General features: G+C 59.7%; 15 protein-coding genes, 1 tRNA gene, 2 rRNA genes and 1 pseudogene (1 of these 19 only partly in view). 15 read left to right on the forward strand and 4 right to left on the reverse strand.

Translation table 11 applies throughout. The annotated features are described in order from the left end of the window. The 4 genes from FDP22_RS10160 to FDP22_RS25255 form a co-directional block, all read left to right on the forward strand. Positions 1–2,132 (forward strand): 23S ribosomal RNA (locus FDP22_RS10160); it begins 686 nt to the left of the window's first position. Between the two features lie 157 nt (positions 2,133–2,289). Further along, positions 2,290–2,404 (forward strand): 5S ribosomal RNA (gene rrf, locus FDP22_RS10165). A gap of 41 nt (positions 2,405–2,445) precedes the next feature. Next, positions 2,446–2,522, forward strand: a tRNA-Met gene (locus FDP22_RS10170). 43 nt (positions 2,523–2,565) lie between these two features. Next, positions 2,566–2,898, forward strand: a complete 333-nt coding sequence (locus FDP22_RS25255) for a hypothetical protein (protein ID WP_346728819.1) — start codon at positions 2,566–2,568, stop codon at positions 2,896–2,898. Positions 2,899–3,093: 195 nt separating this feature from the next. On the opposite strand, the pseudogene FDP22_RS25260 reads toward FDP22_RS25255, so the two are convergent. After that, positions 3,094–4,131, reverse strand: a pseudogene (locus FDP22_RS25260) (recombinase family protein); the annotation flags it as partial. Positions 4,132–4,150: 19 nt separating this feature from the next. Then, on the reverse strand, positions 4,151–4,309 hold the full coding sequence (locus FDP22_RS24475) for a hypothetical protein (RefSeq protein WP_170317652.1): 159 nt from the start codon (positions 4,307–4,309) through the stop codon (positions 4,151–4,153). 418 nt (positions 4,310–4,727) lie between these two features. On the opposite strand from FDP22_RS24475, the gene FDP22_RS10180 reads away from it, so the two are divergent. The 11 genes from FDP22_RS10180 (at position 4,728) to FDP22_RS10225 (ending at position 18,461) form a co-directional block, all read left to right on the forward strand. Continuing rightward, positions 4,728–5,279: a restriction endonuclease subunit S domain-containing protein gene (locus FDP22_RS10180; protein ID WP_138579540.1), complete on the forward strand. Its 552-nt coding sequence runs from the start codon at positions 4,728–4,730 to the stop codon at positions 5,277–5,279. A gap of 10 nt (positions 5,280–5,289) precedes the next feature. Next, on the forward strand, positions 5,290–6,843 hold the full coding sequence (locus FDP22_RS10185) for a type I restriction-modification system subunit M (RefSeq protein ID WP_138579538.1): 1,554 nt from the start codon (positions 5,290–5,292) through the stop codon (positions 6,841–6,843). Continuing rightward, the gene (locus FDP22_RS10190) at positions 6,833–7,771 is read left to right on the forward strand and encodes a GIY-YIG nuclease family protein (protein ID WP_138579536.1); all 939 of its coding nucleotides are present in this window, start codon (positions 6,833–6,835) and stop codon (positions 7,769–7,771) included. The genes FDP22_RS10185 and FDP22_RS10190 overlap by 11 nt, the downstream gene beginning before the upstream one ends. After that, a complete protein-coding gene (locus FDP22_RS10195) occupies positions 7,768–9,063 on the forward strand; it encodes a restriction endonuclease subunit S (RefSeq protein WP_138579534.1) in 1,296 nt (431 codons plus the stop codon). The genes FDP22_RS10190 and FDP22_RS10195 overlap by 4 nt, the downstream gene beginning before the upstream one ends. After that, complete coding sequence (locus tag FDP22_RS10200; protein ID WP_138579532.1) at positions 9,063–10,403, forward strand: hypothetical protein; 1,341 nt, start codon at positions 9,063–9,065, stop codon at positions 10,401–10,403. The genes FDP22_RS10195 and FDP22_RS10200 overlap by 1 nt, the downstream gene beginning before the upstream one ends. Further along, positions 10,400–12,055: a DUF6119 family protein gene (locus FDP22_RS10205; RefSeq protein WP_138579530.1), complete on the forward strand. Its 1,656-nt coding sequence runs from the start codon at positions 10,400–10,402 to the stop codon at positions 12,053–12,055. Before FDP22_RS10200 ends, FDP22_RS10205 begins: the two co-directional genes overlap by 4 nt. Further along, on the forward strand, positions 12,052–15,285 hold the full coding sequence (locus FDP22_RS10210) for a type I restriction endonuclease subunit R (protein ID WP_138579528.1): 3,234 nt from the start codon (positions 12,052–12,054) through the stop codon (positions 15,283–15,285). Before FDP22_RS10205 ends, FDP22_RS10210 begins: the two co-directional genes overlap by 4 nt. A 64-nt stretch (positions 15,286–15,349) precedes the next feature. After that, positions 15,350–15,985, forward strand: a complete 636-nt coding sequence (locus tag FDP22_RS10215; protein WP_170317653.1) for a M48 family metallopeptidase — start codon at positions 15,350–15,352, stop codon at positions 15,983–15,985. Between the two features lie 326 nt (positions 15,986–16,311). Continuing rightward, complete coding sequence (locus tag FDP22_RS24480; RefSeq protein WP_170317654.1) at positions 16,312–16,491, forward strand: hypothetical protein; 180 nt, start codon at positions 16,312–16,314, stop codon at positions 16,489–16,491. Continuing rightward, a complete protein-coding gene (locus tag FDP22_RS10220) occupies positions 16,488–17,513 on the forward strand; it encodes a hypothetical protein (RefSeq protein ID WP_205910771.1) in 1,026 nt (341 codons plus the stop codon). Before FDP22_RS24480 ends, FDP22_RS10220 begins: the two co-directional genes overlap by 4 nt. Before the next feature lie 69 nt (positions 17,514–17,582). Continuing rightward, positions 17,583–18,461: a nuclease-related domain-containing protein gene (locus tag FDP22_RS10225; RefSeq protein ID WP_138579524.1), complete on the forward strand. Its 879-nt coding sequence runs from the start codon at positions 17,583–17,585 to the stop codon at positions 18,459–18,461. A 56-nt stretch (positions 18,462–18,517) separates the two neighbouring features. On the opposite strand, the gene istB is transcribed toward FDP22_RS10225, so the two are convergent. After that, on the reverse strand, positions 18,518–19,309 hold the full coding sequence (gene istB, locus FDP22_RS10230) for an IS21-like element helper ATPase IstB (RefSeq protein WP_143972228.1): 792 nt from the start codon (positions 19,307–19,309) through the stop codon (positions 18,518–18,520). Beyond that, a complete protein-coding gene (istA, locus tag FDP22_RS10235) occupies positions 19,299–20,828 on the reverse strand; it encodes an IS21 family transposase (RefSeq protein ID WP_143972276.1) in 1,530 nt (509 codons plus the stop codon). Before istA ends, istB begins: the two co-directional genes overlap by 11 nt. Positions 20,829–20,864: the final 36 nt, after the last annotated feature.

The raw sequence follows: 20,864 nt of genomic DNA on the forward strand, positions 1-20,864 counted from the left end.
GGCGCAGCGAAAGCGAGTCTGAATAGGGCGCATGAGTTCGTGGGATCAGACCCGAAACCGGGTGATCTAGGCATGAGCAGGTTGAAGGTGCGGTAACACGCACTGGAGGACCGAACCCACATCCGTTGAAAAGGATCGGGATGACTTGTGCCTAGGGGTGAAAGGCCAATCAAACTCGGATATAGCTGGTTCTCCGCGAAATCTATTTAGGTAGAGCGTCAGACGAATACCTCTGGGGGTAGAGCACTGGATGGGTAATGGGGTCCCACAGACTTACTGATCCTAACCAAACTCCGAATACCAGAGAGTACTATCTGGCAGACACACATCGGGTGCTAAGGTCCGGTGTGAAAAGGGAAACAGCCCTGACCAACAGCTAAGGCCCCTAATTCGTGGCTAAGTGGGAAAGCATGTGAGACGGCCAAAACAACCAGGATGTTGGCTTAGAAGCAGCCATCATTTAAAGAAAGCGTAACAGCTCACTGGTCTAGATAAGCTGTCTTGCGGCGAAGATGTAACGGGGCTCAAGCCACGAGCCGAAGCTTTGGGTGCAGCAATGCGCGGTAGCGGAGCGTTCTCTGTGCGGCGAAGGGTGTGGGTGACCTATCCTGGAGCGCAGAGAAGTGAGAATGCTGACATGAGTAGCGACAAAGAGGGTGAGAGACCCTCTCGCCGAAAGTCCAAGGGTTCCTGCTTAAAGTTAATCTGAGCAGGGTGAGCCGACCCCTAAGGCGAGGCCGAAAGGCGTAGTCGATGGGAACCAGGTTAATATTCCTGGGCCAGGAGGATGTGACGGATCGCAGAGGTAGTTATCCCTTATCGGATTGGGATGGCTGCTGAGCGGTTCCTGGAAATAGCCCTCCGTGAGATCGTACCCTAAACCGACACAGGTGGACTGGTAGAGTATACCAAGGCGCTTGAGAGAACTACGTTGAAGGAACTCGGCAAAATGCCTCCGTAACTTCGGGAGAAGGAGGCCCCGTCCGTGGGCAACCATGGGCGGGGGGCACAGACCAGGGGGTAGCGACTGTTTACTAAAAACACAGGGCTCTGCGAAGCCGCAAGGCGACGTATAGGGTCTGACGCCTGCCCGGTGCCGGAAGGTTAAAAGGAGGTGTGCAAGCACTGAATTGAAGCCCCGGTAAACGGCGGCCGTAACTATAACGGTCCTAAGGTAGCGAAATTCCTTGTCGGGTAAGTTCCGACCTGCACGAATGGCGTAACGATTTCCCCGCTGTCTCCAACGTAGACTCAGCGAAATTGAATTCCCCGTGAAGATGCGGGGTTCCCGCGGTCAGACGGAAAGACCCCATGCACCTTTACTACAGCTTCACACTGGCGCCAGACATGTCATGTGCAGGATAGGTGGTAGGCTTTGAAGCGGGGACGCTAGTCCTCGTGGAGCCTCCCTTGAGATACCACCCTTGTCCTGTTTGGCGTCTAACCGCGGTCCGTCATCCGGATCCGGGACCCTGTGTGGCGGGTAGTTTGACTGGGGCGGTCGCCTCCCAAAGAGTAACGGAGGCGCGCGATGGTGGGCTCAGAACGGTCGGAAATCGTTCGCTGAGTGCAATGGCATAAGCCCGCCTGACTGCGAGACTGACAAGTCGAGCAGAGACGAAAGTCGGCCATAGTGATCCGGTGGTCCCGAGTGGAAGGGCCATCGCTCAACGGATAAAAGGTACGCTGGGGATAACAGGCTGATGATGCCCAAGAGTCCATATCGACGGCATCGTTTGGCACCTCGATGTCGGCTCATCTCATCCTGGGGCTGGAGCAGGTCCCAAGGGTATGGCTGTTCGCCATTTAAAGAGGTACGTGAGCTGGGTTTAGAACGTCGTGAGACAGTTCGGTCCCTATCTGCCGTGGGTGTAGGAGACTTGAGAGGAGCTGCCCCTAGTACGAGAGGACCGGGGTGGACGTACCACTGGTGGACCAGTTGTCCTGCCAAGGGCAGTGCTGGGTAGCTATGTACGGACAGGATAACCGCTGAAGGCATCTAAGCGGGAAGCCCCCTCAAAACAAGGTCTCCCTATCAGGGCCGTGGAAGACCACCACGTCGATAGGCTGGAGATGTAAGTGCAGCAATGCATTCAGTTGACCAGTACTAATCGCCCGATTGGCTTGAACCGATCCGGTAGTCGCAAGACAACCGATCCCAACTCAGGTCAGATACACAAAGACTTGGAAAGACGCCCGAAAGGGCAAAAATGCGTCTCACTGTCCAGGCCCAAAAGGCCAGGACGGCCAGACCTTCCGAGGAGCCCGCCAAAACGGCTCCCCCGAAGGTCTGGTGGTCACAGCGCGAGGTAAACTCCCGATCCCTTCCCGAACTCGGCCGATAAGACCCGCCGCGCCAATGGTACTGCGTCTCAAGACGTGGGAGAGTAGGTCGCCGCCAGACCAATACATCCTCATTCCCTCTCCTCACGATACATCAAACACCGCGGGGTGGAGCAGCCCGGTAGCTCGTCAGGCTCATAACCTGAAGGCCGCAGGTTCAAATCCTGCCCCCGCAACCATCTTTACTTGCGATGACCCCGCCCGACCGGCGGGGTTTTTCGTTTGCACCGAAAGCGTAAGGATTCCAGCGAGATCGCCGCGAACGTCGATCTCCACCTTGCCGTCCACCGGCGTCAGAACGATGTCCTCGACCAGCGTCCTGATGATATCGGCGGCTTCCGTGCGCTTTTCTTCGTTCTGATCCTGCAGGGCGTCGTAGAGGCCCTGGACGCGCGAGCGGTAAAGCTGCGCCATCGAGGGATGCAGCAGAGGTGGAGGGTCATCGGTCGTCGCCAGGAACGCGGTGAGCTCTGCCTTACGGGCTTCCAAGCGCTTCATGTCGTCGACGATGGCCTCGATCGGTCCGCCGGACTTGATGGCGGTCAGCAATTTTGACAACTCACGATCAATCTTCTCGCTCTCTGCTTCGGCTGCGGCGATCTCAGCGCGACCGTCCATGCGAAGGCGATTTACCTCCTGCGTGAAGACCTCGCAGAACCTGGCGAACAGCGCCGGGTCGACGAGCCGGGTGCGCAGGGCATTCAGGACGCGGGATTCCAGCTCATCGCGGCGGATGTTGACCCGATTGTCGCAGGTGCCCTTGTTCCGCGCCGTGGAGCAGCCGATCAACGTCGCGGAGATCGCCGAATAGCCCCCACCGCAGCACGCGCATTTGGTGAGACCCGAGAAGAGGTACTTCGGACGCCGGCGCCGATTGACCGTCGCCACCTCGGCGCGGCCGTTCTCATCCCGGGCGAGCCGGTTTTTGGCCTGGCGCGCTTTCACGGTTTCCCAGAGCTCGTCGTCCAGAATGCGCAGCTCCGGAACGTCCTGGATCACCCATTCCTCTTCCGGATTTGGTCGGGCCTGCCGCTTGCCCGTGTCGGGGTCCTTTACGAAGCGCTGACGGTTCCAGACGATCTTGCCGACATACATTTCGTTGTTGAGGATGCCGTTTCCACGCTTCGGATTACCGTTGATCGTGCTGAAGCCCCAATCCCCACCTGACGGGGCGGGGATGCCTTCCCTGTTGAGCGCGAAGGCGATCGTCTTGGCCGACTTGCCCGCGGCATAGTCCCGGAAGATGCGCCGAACGACCTCAGCCTGCGCCTCGTTGATTGTTCGGTCGCCTCTTATGGGTTCGCCATTGCCATCGAGCTTCTTGACGACGTCATAACCATAGGCGTTGCCACCGCCCGACTTGCCAGCTTCGACGCGGCCGCGCTGCCCACGGCGGGTCTTGTCTGCCAGATCCTTGAGAAACAGTGCGTTCATCGTGCCCTTCAGGCCGACATGCAGGTGCGAAACCTCTCCCTCTGACAGGGTAAAGATCTTCACGTCCGAATAGGACATTCGCTTGAACAGACCGGCAATGTCTTCCTGATCGCGCGAGAGACGGTCCATGGCCTCCGCGAGGACGAGATCGAAGCGGCCGCGTGCGGCATCGGAGATCAGTGCCTGCACACCCGGTCGGAGCAGCGATGCGCCCGAGATCGCGTGATCGGAATATTCCTCGACGATGGTCCAGCCCTGCTTCTCGGAATGGAGCCGGCACATGCGGAACTGATCGGCGATAGAGGCGTCGCGTTGATTGTCGGAGGAATAGCGGGCGTAGATGGCGACCTTCACTGTGCGTCTCCCAAGGCGATCAGGAGCCGCGCGAGCCCTGCTTCTTGACTTCTTGCTCGTAGAATTCGCGAGCTGCCTGTCGCGCCAGAAACTCGACCAGCCGGACGAGGCGAGGGTCGGGATCGCACTGCGGCGTGAAGCTCAGCTCCGGCGCCTCGACAAGCATGGCCTCGAGCATCTCTTCGCGCTCGCTCGGAACAGTCGTTGATCTCGATTGGCTTGATTTCCGGCTCATACACGCCAGAATTTACGCCGGATCGACAATAAACAACTGAAATAACGGTGGAATATTCGGCGGTGTCGGGCAGGCTCATTCGCATGACTGCGTGCTTCCGCGCATCATGGCGGGCGTCGGCATAGTGAAATAACCTAGCTCCAAACCACGATTCCGGCGCGCTGCGCATCTGAACTTCCACCTCAACTCCTAATCGTCATGCCGCGGGCTCAGGCAGACCTTTCGACGAGGTACGGTTCTCGTACATCGCGCACCTCGAAAATAGCCTGCCAGATGGTGATCGTCCAATGTGATTTGTGGTATGAGGTGATCTCATACGATTTTTCTTGATAATGGCGTTGTTTCGGCGCATAACACGCAAATGAAGCATCTGAGCGAAATCGCGGAAGTTCTTAGCGGCATCCTCCCCCCGAAGGGTGCTGACCGAGATGCTGTATACGTTCAGATCAAGGATTTGCGTGATTACAATAGTGAGTTTCTTCGGGGGGCGGCGCCAAAAGCAAGGCGGGCGACGCGTATTGCTGTGCACGATCTTCTTGTGCCGTCACGTGGAGATCAGCTCGCTGCATTTCGTCCAACGCCGGACATGATCGGGGCTTTTGTTGGACTTGATGTCTACCTGGTCCGACCTGCAATCCGGCGTGTTGATCCTGACTTCCTGTTTATTGCGCTCAATGACATTGCCGCTGTCCGGCAACTGAAAGCCTCGGCAACAGCAGGAGCTTTGCCTCGCATTCCGAAGCAGGCGTTGGACGACGTCCTCCTGCCCCTTCCGTCTATGGAAAAACAACGCCGTATCGCACGGCTCGGCATCCTCGCGGCAGACTGCGAGAGGCTTCTGCGCCAGCGCCTGGCCGCCGAGGCAAAACTCAACGCCGCCCTCATTTCACGCTTGCTCAGAACACCCGCATAGGAACGCCCCCATGACCAGACCAGAAGACATCAACAATGCGGTATGGGCGGCGTGCGACACGTTTCGTGGCGTCATCGATGCCGAGCAATACAAGAACTACATTCTTGCGCTGCTCTTCCTGAAGTACATCAGCGACGTCTGGAACAAGCATTATCAGGAAATGCTGGAGGAATTCCGCGACCACCCCCAGCGCGACCTCCGCATCCGTCGCCGCCTTGAGCGGGAGCGCTTCAAGCTCAAGGAGATCGAGTACCGCAATGAAAAGGGTGAGGTCGTCGAGAACTTCCTGTCGAGCTTCGACAGCCTCTACGAGCGACGTAATCGCGATAATGTCGGTGAGCTGATCAACATGGTGCTCGACGCTATCGAACAGGCGAACGAGCCAAAGCTGAACGGCGTGTTTCGCAATATCGATTTCAACTCCGAGATCAGTCTTGGGCAGACCAAGGACCGGAACCGCCGCCTGAAGAATGTGCTGGAGGACTTCGCCAAGCCGAGCCTCAATCTCAGCACCGTCAGCGAAGACGCGATCGGTGAAGCCTATATCTATCTCATCGAGCAGTTCGCGGCTGACGCAGGCAAAAAGGCTGGCGAGTTTTTCACCCCGCGCAAGGTCTCAGAAGTCGTCGCCAAGCTCGCAGCGCCGAAAGACGGTGCGCTGATCTGTGACCCGGCCTGTGGCTCGGGCTCGCTCTTGCTGCGCGCCGGCGAAGTGGTGGGGACGAATAACTTCCGGCTCTACGGTCAGGAGGCGAATGGCCAGACCGTCGCGCTCGCCCGCATGAACATGTTCCTGCACGGTCGTGATGCCGCCGATATTCGCTGGTGCGACACGATCAACGGCCCGACGCTGCTCGAAGGTGACCACCTGATGCGGTTTGACACGGTCGTCGCCAATCCTCCGTTCAGCCTCGACAAGTGGGGAGCGGAGAACGCGGAGAACGATCCGTTCCGGCGCTTTGCGCGAGGGGTGCCGCCGAAATCCAAAGGCGACTACGCCTTCATCCTGCACATGCTGGCGATCGCCCGCCCTGGCGAAGGGCGTGTCGCCGTCGTCGCGCCGCACGGGGTTCTCTTTCGGGGCGGCGCAGAAGGCCGCATCCGCGAGAGCATCGTCCGTGACAACCTCCTCGACGTGGTCGTCGGACTGCCCGCACAGCTCTTTCCTACAACGGGCATTCCCGTTTGCATCATGGTGTTCGACCGCGCGCGGGAAGCTGGCGGCGCAAGAGAGAGCGAGCGCGACGTGCTCTTCATTGATGCCAGTCGAGAATTCGGCTCCGTTAAGCGCCAGAACCAGCTGCGCGACGAAGACGTCGCGAACATTATTTCGACCGCACGCGCGCGCAGTGAAATTGAGCGCTACTCGCACCGCGCCTCGTTCGAAGAGATTGAACGGAACAAGTTCAACCTCAACATCCCGCGCTACGTCGACACCTTCGAGCCCGAGCCGGAGATCGACATCCAGGCGGTGCAGAACGAGATCCGCGAGCTTGATCGGCAACTCGCTGAAACCCGCGCCGAGATGAACCGCTATCTGAAGGAGCTCGGAATTGAAGTCTGACGCTGCAAATTACCGCGCGCGGCGCATCGGACGCACGCTGAAGCTTTTTCTTGTCGACGGCTCGCCGACCGGGGTGATCACGGCCGAGCTTGGGAACTGGTCGGGCAAGGCCGTCGTCGCGCCGCGCACGGCGCTGCCCGACCTCATCAAGCGCGAGGAAGCCTCGCGTACCGGTGTGTATCTCCTGATGGGTCCGGACCCGGACAATACTGCTCGCACGCTTGTCTATGTCGGTGAAAGCGACAGCGTCCGCACGCGGCTCGCCAGCCATGACTCCGACGACGCCAAGCAGTTCTTCACCCGCGTCTGCCTGATCGTTTCCAAGGACGAGAATCTCACCAAGGCACACGGACGTTATCTCGAAGCGCGCATCATGGCGCTGATCCGGGCAGCTTCGCGCGCCGTTCTCGTCAACGGGACCGAGCCCGATTTCAAGGGGCTGCCGGAACCCGAAATCGCCGACATGGAAGGCTTCCTGTCTGAAATCGAAATCTTGCTGCCTGTGCTTGGTTTCGATGTTCTGCGCCGTGCTGCGGAAAGCGGCGACGCTGACAGTCCGGCGCGCGCGGACGAACCGATCTTCACGTTCACCGAAGCCGGCACCAATGCCCGGGCGCGTGAGGCTGGTGGCGAGTTCGTCGTGCTCGCCGGTTCATTGGCGCGGGTGAAAGAAACCAACACCATCCATGACGGTGCGAAGGATCAGCGTCGCCAGCTGGTCGAGGACGGCGTCCTGGTGAAGAGCGCGGACGGCCAGCACTATACCTTCGCCCGGGATGTCGCCTTTTCGTCGCCGTCCGGCGCCGCCGCCGTCGTCTACGGGGGAAACATTAGCGGTCCAGCGACCTGGCGGCGCGAGAGTGACGGGCTCACCTACAAGGAGTGGCGTCAGCAGCAGCTCGCGCAGGCACAGGGAGGCGAGGAATGAGCGCGTCCGAAACCCTGGCCACCGAAATCGAACTGGACAACGAAACCGAGGATGCGGCATCGCGAGCCGTGAGTGCCTACCCTCCGAGCGTTCAACCAGGAATTCCAAAGCTCGGCCGGAAACCTGACGGTTGGACACGCGCGCCGATCGGCGAGTTCCTGGAGCCGGTCTTTCGGCCGGCGAAGCTCGCGGACGATGAGCGCTATCAGTTGGTTACCGCTAGACGTAGCCGTGGCGGGATCGTGCCCCGTGAAGTCCTCTTTGGCCGAGATATTCGCACAAAGACCCAGTTCTTCGTGAAAGCGGACGACTTCCTGATTTCGAAGCGCCAGATTTCACATGGCGCGTGCGGCATCGTTCCGCCGTCGCTCGATAGCGCCGTTGTGTCGAACGAATACGTCGCGCTCAAACCGAAGGCCGGGCTCGATATGCGGTTTTTGAATCACCTATCGCACTCGGTCTATTTCCAGCAGACCTGCTTCCACTCAAGTATCGGCGTGCACGTCGAGAAACTGGTGTTCAAGCTCGAAGATTGGCTGGAATGGGAGTTCGATATTCCGCCTATGGCGGAGCAACTCCATTTGGCCGATGCCTTCGACAGTTGGGATCGCGCAATTCGGGGCGCTAACCAAGGCATCGTCGCCAAGCTTTGCCGCAAGGCCGAGATTACACGCCAACTTCTCCACGAAGGCGGCGAAAGGAACGGCCGTATTGGCGACATTGCCGAGATAAACCCCCGCAGCCCTCATGTTGAGCCCGAACAGCTGGTGACATTCGTTCCAATGGACGCGATGTCCGAGGACGGCCGACTTGTAAGAAATGAAGCGAGGAGGCGGGCCGCCATTGGATCCGGATATACAGGCTTCATCGATGACGATGTTCTCGTCGCAAAGATCACGCCTTGCTTTGAGAACGGCAAAGGCGGACACGTCTTCGGCCTGCATTCCGGAGTGGGTTTCGGGAGCACGGAGTTCCATGTGCTGCGCGCCCATGATAAGCGCGATGTGCGGTTCCTCCATCACCACGTGATGGCGAGAGCATTCCGCAAAAATGGTGAGCGCTACATGACCGGCAGCGCCGGACAGCGCCGTGTTCCGGCAGAATTCATTGAGGACTACCGGGTTCCCCTGATGGACGCAGGGCGGCGCCATCGTGCAGCAACGATCCTTGATGCTGCAGACCGGGAGATCGATCTGCTCCAGCAGGAGTTGCGCTGCTTCACTCACCAGAAGCGCGCCTTGATGCAGCGGCTTTTCAGCGGCGACGCCTTGACCACGGAGGCCGCTGAATAATGGTGGCGGCCGGCGGCTACATCCTTCAGGTGCCGAAGGACAGACGTAAGCTGCTTCTCGACGAAGCCGAACACGGCGGTTCGTTTTATTCGCCGAAACCCTTTGTCTCGGAACCTGTTCCGCGCTTCGACCACAGCCGTCGCGCGCCGCTTGCCGTTTTCGCGTCCTTCGAGGATGGCTTCATCACTCACATCGCCGGCGGACGAAAAGGACAGTCAGCGGGCACAGGCCTCGTCCGGCTGAATCTCGAAGAACTCCAACCGCTGAAGCGGCCCGTGAGCTTCGATGAGATCCTTGCTGGTATCGACATACGCGTTGCCCGGCACGTCAGGCAGCGCTTGGAAACAGGCGGCCTGCTCCCGCCGAAGTCGCTCGGCGCATTTGTTGATCGTATCACGCAACTCGATGAGACCGTCAGCCCACGCCTTGCGCGCTATTCCGAGCGCCGCGCCCAAGCGCTGCGGCGGCTCGAGCCCCGTGCCCGCGAAAACCTCGCCTACCAGAAGGAAACGCTCGGCCTCGCACTCGAGATTGCTGGCATGTCGCGAGACGACCTTTTGGCGTGGACCCCGACGGACGCTTCACAGCAATCCTTCCTTGATGGACTGCCGGGCGCACAGGTTCGGGAAGATGCTATGCTTTTGTCCGACTTCTCGACCGTGCCGGGCTTTGAAGCTGTGGGCGAGACCACCCACTACGGCTCGAAGGTGTTCGCGAGCGAAGAGGATTCGTCGAAGCGGTTGACGGTGATCATGGCCAACCGTCTGCCCCTCGAACAACAGACCGGCGCCGACCTCATCTACTTCAACGAAGCCTACCGCAGCTTCGTGATGGTCCAATACAAGGCGATGGAGAAGCGCGAAGACGAGGTGGAATTTCGTTGGCAGGCGAAGGATCAGTTCTGCGACGAAGTTAAGCGGATGGAGACCCTGCTGGGGGAGCTCAGGAAGCTCCCGAGCGGTGAGCACCCTGATGGGTTCCGCTTCTCGGACAACCCGTTTTTCCTGAAGTTCTGTCCGCGCGTTGTCTTCAACCCCGACGACAAAGGGCTCTTCAAGGGTATCTATCTGCCTCTCGATTTATGGAAGCGAGCGGATGCCGCTGGTCTATTCACGGGGCCGCGCGGCGGCAAGGTTCTGACCTTCAAGAACGTCGGTCGTCGAATCAACAATTCGGAGTTTGTCGGGCTCGTGGCCGGATCGTGGGTAGGCACGTCGATAGAGCAATCCGCTGTACTCAGCGAGATTGTCCGGCAGGTGCTGGAAACCGGGAAGACCGTCACGATCGCCATCAAGCACACCCCGCCTCCTCATGCGTCCGAAATGGAGGCCGATGAATGAGCAATACCCAGAAGCTTTCCATTCGCCTATTGCGAGATGGCCTCGCCCCCGCTGACGCAGTTCGCGACGGTGTAGACCTAACACCATGGGGCAAGCTGGAAGGCGCACTCATTTCATTGGCAACGCTCGGCGGCGGCGCGCCGAAATGGGCGCGGTTCCTCGAATTGTCAGAAGACGAGAAGAACAAGGTCTTCAACCACACAGCCTTCGGACTCGTGTTCGTCCAGGCGTCAGGGCGTTGGTTCGCCGTGTCTTTTGGCATGGGTCACGTCAAACTTGATCCTGCGGCGTTCGAGCAGGATTTTGGGCTACGGGTCGTCCTCAACGCCGTTGACCCGAAGCAGTTAAAAAGTGCGGACGTTCGGACACCGGATGAGAATACTCTGTCCCGCCGTACGCAGACCAGCCGGGGCTCCGATCAGACTGCCTTCGCCATCGACATCGAGCGCGACCTCGTCCGTGGACTGGCAGGGACGCCCAAAGATGAAGGGTTCGGCTCTTATGTAGCCGGGACCGATGGCCTGACGCTCAACCGAAAGCTTGAGATTGCGGAACTCTCCCAGGCCTGTGCGGACGCGTATGCAGTCTATCAGAAGACCGACTACAAGACCGACTTCGGTTGGATCGACCAGATTCGCCACATCCGTGAGCAAGAATTGATCGACAAGCTGGACGCCAAGCTGGTCGAAGCTTTGGCAAAGGCGGTTGACGAAGGCGAGACCGACGGTATTCACCTCGCCTTTCCGGTCATCTATGACCCTGAGAAATCAAGCCTCATCCGCTACAAGGGTTTTCGCAGCTGGCAGCTTTATGCCGACCTCGACTTGCCCGGTTACCTCGACGCATTGAAGGAGCGCGAGAAAACCGGCTACTCGGACGAGGACCTCCGCAATCACACCGTCCACGAAGTCGATGATGATGGCCACGACTGTGGTGGGAAGTGGAAGTTGCGGGAATGCATAGTGTTCGAGACAGAGCTCGATGGCTCGACCTACGTCTTCTCTGGAGGCCGCTGGTACCAGATCGACCAGAACCTTGCCAAAGAGGTACAGGAGTTTTTCGACGCGACAAGCAAGGTCGGCATGCCCGTCGCTGAGGCTGACGAGACAGAAGAGACCTACAACAAGCGCGTCGCCGGTCTTGATGCGGACATGATCTGCCTAGACCGTCGGCTCATCAAGCCAACAGGTGCTGCGAGCAAGATCGAAGCCTGCGACTTTCTCGGCCGTGAGCGTCAACTGATCCACGTTAAGGACAAGACGTCCTCGTCTCGACTCAGTCACCTTTTCAGCCAGGGGACCGTCTCCGCACGCGTCCTCGCGACCGATCCGCCGTCGCGCGACAGCGTTCGGAACGAAGTGATCGCAGTCCAGGCTGAAACCGGACAGACCGGCTACGAGGACATCATTCCGAATTCCGGGAATGACTTCACCCGTGGTGATTTCCCCGTCGTCTACAGCGTCATTGCTGCATCTGATAAGCCGAAACTCCCCTTCTTCAGCTTGGTGTCGTTCCGCCAGGCTGCGCGCGAATTGCACGCGCTCGGCTACAAATGGGCTTTCGCCTGGATCGAGAAGCCGAAGTCTGGCGCGAAGGCGAAAGCCAAACGATCCGCGAAGGGCGCTGGAGAAGATGCGGAGGTCATAGAATGACCGAAAGCCCGAAATTCTCCCTTTCCGAAGCTGGTCGCGAGCAGCTTCAGGCGCTTATGACGCTGTCGGCGCTCGGCTGGCGCTATGTCACGCGCGCGGAGGTCGATCGACAGCGGCGGCACCGTCGCACTGGCGTCCTGCTTGAGGACACGCTGCGCACTCAGCTTGCAGCGCTTAACCGCATCCGCGCCAGCGGCCGCACGCATGCCTTCTCAGAGGGGAACATCGAGACGGCCGTCGAACGTCTCAAGGATGTCCGCTTCGATGGGTTGATGCGCACCAACGAGCGCCAGACCGACCTGATCCAGCTTGGCGTCGCGCTGCCGCAGACGGTGGATGGCCAGTCGCGCGAATGGCCGTTCCGCTACATCAATTGGGGCCTCGACGCGGACAATATGCGGGCGAACGCCTTCCATATGACGAGTGAGTTTCCGGTCGACTGGCCGGAGGGCGCGAGCATCCGCCCCGACATCGTTCTGTTCGTGAACGGCATTCCCTTCGCCGTCATCGAGGTGAAGCGGAGCCAGGAAAAGGTCGCGCAAGGCATCAGCCAGCATCTGCGCAATCAGAAGCCCGATCTCGGTGCGCCAAACCTGTTCTTCACGGCGCAGCTGCTCATCGCCGCGAATTCGCATGAGCCCCGCTACGCGACCGTTGGCACGCCGGCGAAGTTCTGGTCGGCCTGGCGCGAGCGCGAAGACGCGCCCGATTACGTCACCGAGGTCGTCAACCGAGCGATCGACACAACAGATCAGGACGCGATCTTCCAGGACTTCGGCCTCCACCGCCGCAAGCATGACGGTCTGCGTGAGGCGGGGGACCGCTTCATCACACCGCTCGACGAAATGCTGGTAAGTCTCTGCCGCCCAGAGCGCATCCTCGATCTCGCGCGCCGCTTCACGCTCTTCGATGGCGGTGTGAAGAAGGTGGCGCGCCATCAGCAATATTTCGCGGTGAAGGACCTGCTGAAGCGTGTCGATGCACGCGACGCCGGCGGACGACGCGCTGGCGGCGTTGTCTGGCATACGCAGGGATCTGGCAAGTCGCTGACCATGGTGATGCTCGCGAAGTCTCTCGCGATGAGTGTTCCCACAGCGCGTGTCGTGCTGGTGACCGACCGAACCGATCTCGACGACCAGATCGACAAGACCTTCGCGGCGACTGGCCTGTCGCCCGAACGCGCCAAGACGGGCGAACACCTAGTCGAACTCATCGAAGCTAGGACGCCGGTCATCACGACCCTCGTTCACAAGTTCAAGGCCGGGCTCAACAAGCGCCGCGTGGTCGATGCAAGCACGGACATCTTCCTGCTCGTCGATGAGAGCCACCGCAGCCAGTACGGCGACATGGAAAGCCTGCACCAGAAGATGCGCGACGTGCTGCCGGGCGCTTGCTTGATCGGCTTCACTGGCACGCCGATTGCGAAGAAAGAGCGCAATACCTTCACCAAGTTCGGACCGCTCGTGCAGCCGGTCTATTCTATGAAGGATGCCGTCGCGGACGGTGCTGTCGTGCCGCTGCTCTATGAGGGCCGTCACGTCGAGGAGGATATCGACGAAGACGCGGTCGATGCCTGGTTCGACCGTGTGACCGTCGGCCTCAGCGAAACACAGAAAGCCGATCTCAAACGCAAGATGAGCCGCCCTCGGACGCTCATGGGCGTGTCAGCACGTCTGCGCTGCATCGCGTTCGACGTGAGTCGGCATTTCGCGGACAACTTCCAGTCTGACAGGCTGAAAGGTCAGCTCGTCGCGCCGTCCAAACGCGACGCGATCGCTCTGAAGAAGCTGCTTGACGAGTTCGGCGAGGTGACCTCGGAGGTTATCATCTCCGGGCCGGATCAGCGCGAGGGCGAACACGCCATAGACGAGGAATCTGACGACGAGGTGGTGAAGTTCTGGCGCCGGATGATGGAGCGACACGGCGGCGAGGAGAGCTACAACAAGACTATAATCTCAAAGTTCAAGGGGCCCGGCGAACCGGACATCCTGATCGTCGTCGACAAGCTGCTCACCGGCTTCGATGCGCCGCGCAACACAGTGCTTTACATGGCCAGACCGCTCCGCGAGCACGGTCTTTTGCAGGCCATCGCGCGCGTCAATCGTGTTTTCGACGAGGATGGCGCGCCTGAAAAACCGTTTGGCTTTATTATAGATTACTGCGGTGTGCTTCGTCACCTCGGCGAGGCATTGACGGCCAACGACGCGCTGCGGGACTTCGACGAAGCCGACCTGCAGCAGTCGGTCAGCGCAATCGCTGATGAAGCGCGTACGCTTCCCCAGAGGCACGCTGCACTCCTAGATCTCTTCGTTGGCGTTTCGAACGTCTACGACGAGGAAGCCTACGCGCGAGAACTCGCAGACGATGCACTGCGCGATGACTTCTATCGCCGCCTCTCAGAATTCTCCCGCACGCTTACCGTCGCTGTCAGCTCCCGCGTGTTCATTGAGGAAACACCTGCGGACCGGCTGCAACGCTGGCGAACCGATGAAAAGCGCTTTCTCGCGCTGCGCGCCCATGTGAAGGCTCGTTACGCGGACGCGGTGGACTGGAGCAACTACGAGCGACGTGTGCGCAGTTTGCTCGACCAGCACGTCACCGCACACGAGGTCACGACGATCGTGGAGCCCTTAGCCGTCTTCGACGATGGCGCAATCGAAGCGGCACGGAGCGAGAAAAAGCGCTCGGATGCGTCGATTGCGGACGAGATTGCGCACCGAACGCTCCGGACGATTGAGGAGAAGTGGGACGAGGACCCTGTCTTCTTCGAGAAGTTTTCAAAACTTATCCGCCAGACCATCGACGACTTCCGTCGCGGTCGCTTGGAAGAGAAGGCCTATCTCGAACGCATCCGAACGCAGCGCGATAAGCTCGACGCCCGTGACGATGAAGACGATCCGACGCCGCATCAGCTGCGTGGCAAGGGCAACGAAACCGCGTTCTGGGGGATTGCCAGAAAGGAACTGCGCCGTGCAGGGATCGATGATCCCCGCCTTTCGGTGCGTATTTCGCTGTCGCTAACCGAGATCATCGAGAATCGTCGGCGCGTTGGATGGCAACATGATCGAGACATTCAAAATGATATGCGCAATGCCATTGATGACTTCTTTTTCGATGACCTGATGGGTTCCGGCGGCGTGGACCTCGACGCAGCCGTGATGGACGGTATCGTCAATGAGGTGCTCTCGGCCGCACGGGTCCGCATGCAGGATGATGGCCGTGTCCGCTGATGCTTGTTTCCAATGGGGGCGACGACGGATCACCTACCGCGTCAGTCGGGATGAGCGAAGACGTTTGAAGATCACCGTCGCGCCGTCAGGCATGGTGGATGTCACTGCGCCGGTCGATGCAACGGTAGAGGAGGTCCACGACCGGGTTCGCCGCAAGGGTGGGTGGATCGCTGCGCAGATCGCTGACTTCGAGCAGTACCGTCCGAGAACGCCACCGCGGCATTATATCAGTGGCGAAACGCACCTTCTGAGAGGCGTTCAATACAGGCTTCGCGTTCGACAAGGGGCTGCATCCCGCATCTATCTGAGTGGCGACAGGATTGTCCTTGAAACCCCGCACACCGAGAGCGCCATTCACAAAGCGGCGCTGCTGAACCATTTCTATCGGCTTGAGGCACATCAAGAATTTCCGCTCCGCCTACTACAATTGGCTCCGCTGTTTGCATCCGAAGGGATGGACGTGCCGAAGTTGATAATCCGCCCGATGACGAAACGGTGGGGGAGTTTTACACCGAAAGGCAGCTTGGTCCTCAATCTAGATCTTGTCCGAGCGCCGATACAGTGCATCGATTATGTCATTGTTCATGAGTTGGCGCACGCTTTTGAACCCGACCATGGGCCGCGCTGGCGCAGCCTGATGGACAAGGCCATGCCAGACTGGCGCGATCGCAAACAAAGACTCGAGACAAAGCTCCTTTAATATTCTTGTAGCATTTCCTTCCGCCCGGCACACGCGTCAGGAAACATCAAAGTGGTACGATTTCTTCTTCAGAAAACTACTGGCTTCGAAGCACGGATGCGGTGGGTGCATCTGGATCCTCGGTATAGGTGACAGGTGAACCGCACCGACTTTCCCTAAGACTGGTCTCTGTCAATGAGCGCCTCACGTGACAACGTCACTGCCGGACACGATGCAATCGAAAGAGCCTTTCGAGAAAATCGACGATCCTCGCTTCAGCACCGGGGTCAACTAGCTCGTTTGCTCCAAATATGCAGACCGATCCCTCGCACGAGGCCGCAGAGCGCGTGAATGCCAAGATCGCGGGAAATCCACAGACCGCGCGGACTACGGAACGGGATTCGGTGAAGATCGAAGTGCTCGTGGGTCGCCTTTCCCTGCAGGGTGTCGGTACGCCCCAGGTCAGTGAAATCGTTGGTCAGTTGATGGAAGAAGAAGGGGTCTCAATTGAAAACAATACCCCATGAGGAAACTGCTTTTCAGCACTCATTGCTCTAACTACCCACGCAGAGACGTGCCGATCTGTGTTATTCATCGAGGTGCGTGGCTCGAACAAAGGAAGGTGGAGGTGGCGGGCGGATCGAACGAGGGCTCGAAGCCAACAAAGAAAGACGAGGATCGGATCCCGTTCGGTAACCGGCATGCCAACATGCTGTGTAACATGCCGCGCGCCGCACAGCTTGACCTGTTGGCAGAGGGGTTGCCGATCATACTCAAGAGCGCGCAGGGCTTCTGGAATGCGGCAGTGCAACTCTCCGACCATTCGCGCGAGGCCCGCGTGCTCGAAGGCTTCTGCGAGGAGGAATGCGCCAAGATCGTGATCCTGATGGATCTGGTGCGTTGCCCAAAGAAGCTAGCGAGCAGCCGCGCCGGCAAGCTCACTTCCGTCTTCTACGACCATCTCGGCCGGCTAATCTACGCCGAGGCCCAGAACTGGAAGCCGGTCAACCTCGCCCAGCTCCGCGAGTATGTCGACCACTCGCGGGAAGGCCATTATCTCGAAGGCTATGCCGGTGAGTATATCGTTCCCAACTGGAGCCGCTACAGCCGTGAAAGCACCCTCTATGCAGATATCGAACTTCACGAGGATGGCCAACCGTACTGGAACGAGCCGACCCAGCTCGGAGCGATCGCCCTCGGTATCCCTCCACCGGTGCTGAGCCTCGCAGAGGCCATGAGTGCGCTCGGGCTGTTCGACCGACGTGGCCTGCAAGCCGTGGCGGACGTCTGGAACCAACTTGAGTTCGTGGGCACGGAAAATTTCGAGGATAGCCGCCGGCTGACCGGCGAGCTGTTTGACAGGCTCGATGCCGAACAACTCGTCACCGAGGCCGCAACTGACCGGCATCCTGGCTGGATTCAGAACAACTGGCAGATGCCGATGTATAATCTGGAGTTTCGGGAAATCCCGATGAAGCTCAGTGATCTAAAGGCGCAGCAGGAGGCCATGCTTTGGTCCGAGATTGGCTATGAGCGGGGAGACTATTAGACGTGCGCGTCAGCTCGCCGACAGACAAGTCTGGTGGGCGCGCCAGCGATCGGAGATACGACAGATGAGATGGACCGGCGCATGGGTCGTCCCCTGAACGAAGCCGCCGACGTTGGTGATGAAGCGACGCCAGCGCCAGTAGGTGGCCTGACAATCTACATCGGCGATCTAGTCACGACGGCTTCAGATCGAGCTGTGCTCGAAGCAGCAACCGGAACGCTGCACGATGCAGAGATGCCGGCCGTACTGCTCGCAAACTTCGACATCGGTCGCCAGATCGATCTGGTCGTCGCGACGGAGCAACAGGTTCTGCTCGTCGAAGCCAAGGGAAACCGGACGCCAGTCAGAGGGCAGGCCAATAGCGCCGCGGATTGGGCCGCTCGTACGGGCACCGGCCGGTGGGCGTCATTCCGCAGCCCCGTCCGTCAAGCGGACGAAGCACGTCTGGCGCTGCGAGACCGGCTTGCCGTGTTTCTCAGATCGTCAGCGCCTTATTTTCCCGGAGCCGTCATCTTTGCGCCCCAGGTTCCCCAGGGATCCGAGGTTCCGGCCGGTGACTTCAAGGTACGCATCGGCGATCTGACCGATCTTTGCACTTGGGTGACGCAGGGGAATGGATCGTCGGGAGTGAGCCTGGCGCAATGGCGCGCATTTGCCGCCGATCTCGGGTTACGCAGGGTGTCGGGCATTGCCGCAGCCTGCGACGGCAATCTCAACGCGGCTGAGACGCTGGTCGATACTTACCTGAATACATTCCGCGCTACCTACCAAACCAAGGCCGACGAACTTATTTCAATACCATGCGAAGGCGCCTCCGGCATCGAGACATCGCTAGGCTTCGCGGAGGCCGTCGCCGCCGGAGATAGCATCGCACTCATCGGTCGATCGGGCTGTGGCAAGACCTTGGCTGCATGCCGATCCGGTATCCTCGCTGTTGGATGTCACTGAGAACTGACCCAGCATTGTCATCGAGATTTGACCCGCCTGTCAGTATGTCGGTCGGTTCATGATGGGGTCAACATTGGCGTCTCCTTCCTCTTTTTTTTCGCGGTCTCGGAGCTGGCCTTGAAGCGATAACTGTCGTTTCCGGTTTCCAGGATGTGGCAGCGGTGTGTGAGGCGATCGAGGAGCGCCGTGGTCATCTTGGCGTCACCGAAGACGCTGGCCCATTCGCTGAAGCTTAGGTTCGTGGTGATCACGACGCTGGTGCGTTCGTAAAGTTTGCTGAGGAGGTGGAACAGCAAGGCGCCGCCCGAGGCGCTGAACGGCAGGTATCCGAGCTCGTCGAGGATCACCAATTCGGTTTTCACCAACGCCTCGGCGATTTTCCCGGCCCTTCCCAGCGCCTTTTCCTGTTCCAGCGCGTTCACCAGCTCGACTGTGGAGAAGAAGCGCACGCGTTTGCGGTGATGCTCAATCGCCTGGACTCCGAGGGCGGTCGCCACATGGCTTTTCCCGGTGCCGGGCCCGCCAATCAGGACCACGTTTTCGGCAGCATCGAGGAACTCGCATCGATGAAGCTGCCGAACGAGGGCCTCGTTGACCTCGCTGGCCGCGAAGTCGAAGCCTGACAGGTCCTTGTGGGCCGGGAAGCGCGCTGCCTTCATGTGATAAAAGATGGACCGCACTTCACGTTCGGCCATTTCAGCCTTCAGCAGCTGGGACAGGATCGGGATCGCCGCATCGAACGCAGGCGCGCCCTGTTCCATGAGGTCATGCACGGCTTGGGCCATGCCTGGCATCTTCAGACTGCGGAGCATGATGACGATGGCAGCTCCGGCGGGATCATGACGCATGGCGTTTGCCTCCGGATGTGCGCAGCCCATCGTAGCGTGCAACATTGGCCTCGGGCTCCTTGCTCAGCGTCAAGGCCGGAGGCGGCGTTACGTCTGGCAACTCGACTGAAGTGCCGTTCACCAGCCTGTGCAATAGGTTCAGCACGTGGGTCTTTGTCGGCACGCCGGCCTTCAACGCCATGTCCACCGCGCACAGGACCGCCTGTTCGTCGTGATGCAATACCAACGACAGGACGTCGACCATCTCCCGATCACCGCCGGGTCTGCGCAGCATCTGATCCTGCAGCTCACGAAAGCCCCTCGGCATCTCAACAAACGGGGCGCCGTTACGCAGCGCACCGGGCTTGCGCTGGATCACGGCCAGGTAATGCCGCCAGTCATAGATGACGCGGCCCGGTTGCCGATGCGACCTTTCAATGATGCGCTGGTGCTCGCAGACGACATGCCCTTCAGCAACGACAACCAGCCTTTCGGGGTAGATGTGCAGGCTGACTGGCCGGTTCGCAAAGCTGGCAGGCACGGAGTAGCGATTGCGATCAAACGTGACGAGGCAGGTTGGGGACACCCGCTTGCTTTGCTCGACATAACCGTCGAACGCGGTGGGCAACGGCATCAGCGAGGGCTTCTCCGCTTGCCAGACGTCTGCGATGCTGCCGGGCAAACCGCCATGTGCGGTTTCGGCCCACAGCGCCTTGCACCGTTCTTCCAGCCAGCAGTTCAGCGCATCGAGATCAGGGAAGGTGGGCATCACCTGCCACATCCTGCTGCGCGCATCGCGGACGTTCTTCTCGACCTGGCCCTTTTCCCATCCCGCCGCCGGATTGCAAAAGTCGGGTTCGAACACGTAGTGGCTGGTCATCGCCATGAAGCGCGCATTTACATCGCGCTTTTTGCCGACGCCCACGCGGTCCACCGCCGTGCGCATATTGTCGTAGATCCCGCGGCCCGGCACGCCTTCGAAGATTCTGAACGCATGCCAATGCGCGTCGAACAGCATCTCGTGTGTCTGCAGCAAATATGCCCTGACCAGGAACACGCGGCTGTGCGACAGCTTGATGTGTGCGACCTGCAGCTTGGTCCGTTCACCCCCGACGATCGCGTAGTCTTCGCTCCAATCGAATTGGAAGGCCTCGCCCGGCTTGAACACCAGAGGCACGAATGTCCCGCGATCCGTCGTGTTCTGCGCGCGCTGCCGGTCCGATTTCCAGGCTCGGACAAAGGCTGAGACCCGCTCGTAGGACCCATCGAACCCCAGCTGAACCAGATCCGCGTGCATCTGTTTCGCCGTCCGCCGCTCTTTGCGCGATTTGCGCTGTTCGGCCAGCAACCAGCCCGACAGCTTCTCCGCGTACGGGTCGAGCTTGCTCGGCCTCGATGGTGCCTTGAACTTGGGCTCGACGATCCCGGCACGCAGGTAACGCCTGATCGTATTTCGGGACAGTCCAGTCCGCCGCGAAATCTCGCGGATGGGCATCTTGTCCCGCAGTGCCCACCGTCGAATGACGCTCAAAAAATCCATGTCGATCACTCCAATGACCCCCGACAAATCTCGTCA

This window comes from Paroceanicella profunda (assembly GCF_005887635.2).
In the GTDB taxonomy this organism is placed as follows: Bacteria; Pseudomonadota; Alphaproteobacteria; order Rhodobacterales; family Rhodobacteraceae; genus Paroceanicella; species Paroceanicella profunda.